Raw genomic sequence first — 3,118 nt, 5'->3', positions numbered from 1 at the left:
ATAAAAAACCAAGAAGCGTTTAAGCTCCAAGAAAGTTAAATACGACCTTGAAGCTTAAAATGAGAGATGGTATCTACAAAAACACCGTGTTAAATTTACGATTTATACTTATGCAGTAACTCAGGCGGTATGTGGCAATAGTCATCTGGGTGATTAGTTAAGCGGTCTTGATGCTCAGGATCGCTCGGCACGTAGTTAGTTAGCAGCTCTACCCCTACCACAATTTTATCGGCATCACTTCGCTGGCTTATATAATTGCTAGCGACCTTTAAATGATCTTGGCTTTTGCTATAAATGGCAGTTCGGTATTTGGGGCCTACATCGTCGCCTTGCTTATTAATGCTATATGGGTCGATAATTTCAAAAAAGTAGTCAAAAAGCATATTAAGGCTAACAGTCTCAGAATCAAATGTTACTTTTACGCACTCTGCATAACCATCGTACTCACCTTGCGTATCGGTACTTGTGCCATTGGCACGCCCAGCTTCAGTGTTAATTACACCCGGTAAATGCTTTAAAAACTCTTGTACGCCCCACAGGCAGCCACCAGCAAAGTAAATAGTATCTTGTTGTTTTATATTCATAATAAATTTTACCAAATTAGTTAACATTGCGAATGAGTATCAAATGCAGTTTTTAAGATATTAATGTACAATCGCGCTCAAAATCGCAGTTGCACAATTTAGCTATTTTATCACGCCTTAAAAATGTGTTTAGCGTTTAATTGTTACCGTAACTGCATATAAAAAGATGAGACACACAACATGAAACGTATCCCCCACTTTATACTCCCTGCACTGCTATGCAGCGTGAGCAGTTTTGCCTACGGCGAAGCTGTAACTAACAAAACTGAAGAACCATCAGCAATCGAACAAATAACTGTTGAGACATCGCCCACTGCAAATAAACTCCCTGTAGGTACATTTGACTCTCCAATATCTAATTTAGAATACGACCCGCGCGTTGATTTGCAATCACGTAATATGGCTGAAGCGCAAGCCGATGTAACTATACGCGGTGGTATTTTTGAAAATACAGGCTTTAGAGTCGGCAGTGCTACTCTACTTGACCCACAATCTGGCCATTACTTTGCTGAAATTCCTATTGCACCGCAAATGCTTACCAGCCCCGCTATTTTAACAGGTGCCGATAACGCGCTTTACGGTATGAATAGCTCTGTGGGCACAGTATCGTTTGGTTGGAAGCCAATTATTACCGGTGGCAGTGTATCGTTTGGTACTGGCACTAATGACTTTAACTTACAAAGCATTCATGGCGCAAAGAGCACTAAGTTAGATAGCTTAAATAACTACACACTTGGTTTTGAGGGGGAGTATTCTCATTCACAAAGTGATGGAACAATAGATTTTGGCGATCACGATTTTACGCGTACAGCTGGTCGTGTTCAATTATTAGGCTCGCAATCTCAAACAGATTTATTTTTTGGTGCTCAAGATAAGTTTTTTGGTTGGCCAAATTTGTACACCCCATTTGGTGTTAACGAAACCGAAGACCTAGAAACCCGCCTTTGGATGCTAAACCATAAGCAAAATTATGCACAGGATAGTAATTTTGAAGTGTCGGCTTATTATCGTAAGCACAACGATCACTATATTTACTCTCGCGAAAACCCCAGTGCATTTGAAGCATTTCATAAAAGTGAAGTTAAGTCGTTAGGGCTATCAGGTCGCCATGCTCAAAGTGATGTATTTGCTGTAAATTACTCAGCGCAGTTTATTGACGATTCAATTGAATCGACCACGCTTGAAAACAATTTTACCTCGCGTAACTATTATAAAGTGAGTGTATTGCCAGAGTATAAAATGGCACTTGAGGGTAATAAACAACTTACATTTCGCTTAGGTGCTGCGTTTGACGATACAAATAGAGACGACTCTGAACTGTCACTTATTGGTGATGTAACGCTCAATACACAAAACAGTAAAGGTTTTGATCGCACGTTTTATTTATCGTACGCGCAGGCTAGCCAAGTAGCGGGTTATACCGCCATTGGCGGCAGTGATTCTGGCGGTTTATTTAGAAGTAATTATAACCTTGAGCGCGAAACCACTAAAAACTTAGAGCTAGGTTTATTAATGGAAGAGCAAAGCTGGCAGCTAAACTCGGCTATTTTTTATCGTAAAGACCATAACTTAACCGATTGGACGTTTAATTTTGATTCAAGCTCTGCACGTTTTGCAAACCCAGTAGATATTAATACTACCGGCATAGAGTTTTTAGCCACTAAACACTTCGATACCGCAAAACTGATAGCCAGTTACACTTATTTGCACAAATCAGAAAACTACGGTGCTGCCGATATAGATGCCAGCTTTTATGCATTAAACTTTCCGGATCACCGCCTTACACTTGGCGCAGTTTGGAATCCAACTGATATTTTAGAATTTAGAGTCGATAACGAGTGGCGTACACAGCACGAAAACGCACTTAGAAACGGTGACAATAACGCTTTATTTACTCAGCTAACGCTTAAAATCACCCCGCCGATACTAAAGAACTTATTTATTACCTTTGCTGCGGATAACCTATGGGATGAATCGTTTGAGGAAATACCAGGGACACCAGGACGCGGTGAGCAATATACGTTAAGTGCAACGTATAGTTGGTAGATGTGAGTTATCGTATTCAGATACCTCTTTATTAAAAAAAGGTATCTGAATAAATATTTAGTAAAAAACATACAGCGCACTAAATATTAAAAATTTTGATTACTCAACTTATATTGAACCAGAGCGACATTGTCTTTTTCTAAGTTCATTATCAATTTGTAGAGGGCGACTAAGTTCATCTGTAAGAACTGGGGAAACAACTGCACCTGTTTCAACCTCTTGTATCCAGATTGAAATTTTATCTCCCTCTCTTTTTCTATTTAGCATGTAGCTTTTATCAGAATCTAAATTAACGTTAAAATTAACAAAAGCTTCTTTTTGACTGTTTAAAACATCAGGGTTTGAAGCACTCGCTTTTACCCATAAATCATGCTGACCACTTGGATACTGCTTTGGTTCAGCACATTGTGTTAACACCATTCAGTTAAGCATGTTTTGACTTAATGGTGTACCGAGTTTTTGAAATTCGAACGGTCCTACTTTTGGGC

At 39.3% G+C, this 3,118-nt stretch carries 3 protein-coding genes; 1 reads left to right on the top strand and 2 read right to left on the bottom strand.

Annotated elements, in window-relative coordinates; translation table 11 throughout:
* Window positions 1–95: 95 nt before the first annotated feature.
* Window positions 96–584 (bottom strand): peptide-methionine (S)-S-oxide reductase, encoded by a 489-nt coding sequence (locus I6F53_RS19945; protein ID WP_197240913.1) that lies wholly within the window; start codon window positions 582–584, stop codon window positions 96–98.
* A 180-nt stretch (window positions 585–764) separates the two neighbouring features.
* Between I6F53_RS19945 and I6F53_RS19940 the strand changes: the two genes are divergently transcribed.
* Window positions 765–2,630, top strand: coding sequence for a TonB-dependent receptor plug domain-containing protein (locus I6F53_RS19940; protein ID WP_197240912.1), 1,866 nt, complete (start codon window positions 765–767; stop codon window positions 2,628–2,630).
* A gap of 108 nt (window positions 2,631–2,738) precedes the next feature.
* Here the strand turns inward: I6F53_RS19940 and I6F53_RS19935 are convergent, their stop codons facing one another.
* Complete coding sequence (locus tag I6F53_RS19935; protein ID WP_231616656.1) at window positions 2,739–3,050, bottom strand: hypothetical protein; 312 nt, start codon at window positions 3,048–3,050, stop codon at window positions 2,739–2,741.
* Window positions 3,051–3,118: the final 68 nt, after the last annotated feature.

This window comes from Pseudoalteromonas sp. SWN29, assembly GCF_015864465.1.
Classification (GTDB): domain Bacteria; phylum Pseudomonadota; class Gammaproteobacteria; order Enterobacterales; family Alteromonadaceae; genus Pseudoalteromonas.
Note: the sequence above shows the minus strand (reverse complement) of the source record. Positions and strands in the feature narration are given on the sequence as shown.

Coding starts and splice junctions, on each gene's coding strand:
- I6F53_RS19945 (WP_197240913.1), bottom strand. CDS start 584: ATGAATATAAAACAACAAGATACTATTTACTTTGCTGGTGGCTGCCTG.
- I6F53_RS19940 (WP_197240912.1), top strand. CDS start 765: ATGAAACGTATCCCCCACTTTATACTCCCTGCACTGCTATGCAGCGTG.
- I6F53_RS19935 (WP_231616656.1), bottom strand. CDS start 3,050: ATGGTGTTAACACAATGTGCTGAACCAAAGCAGTATCCAAGTGGTCAG.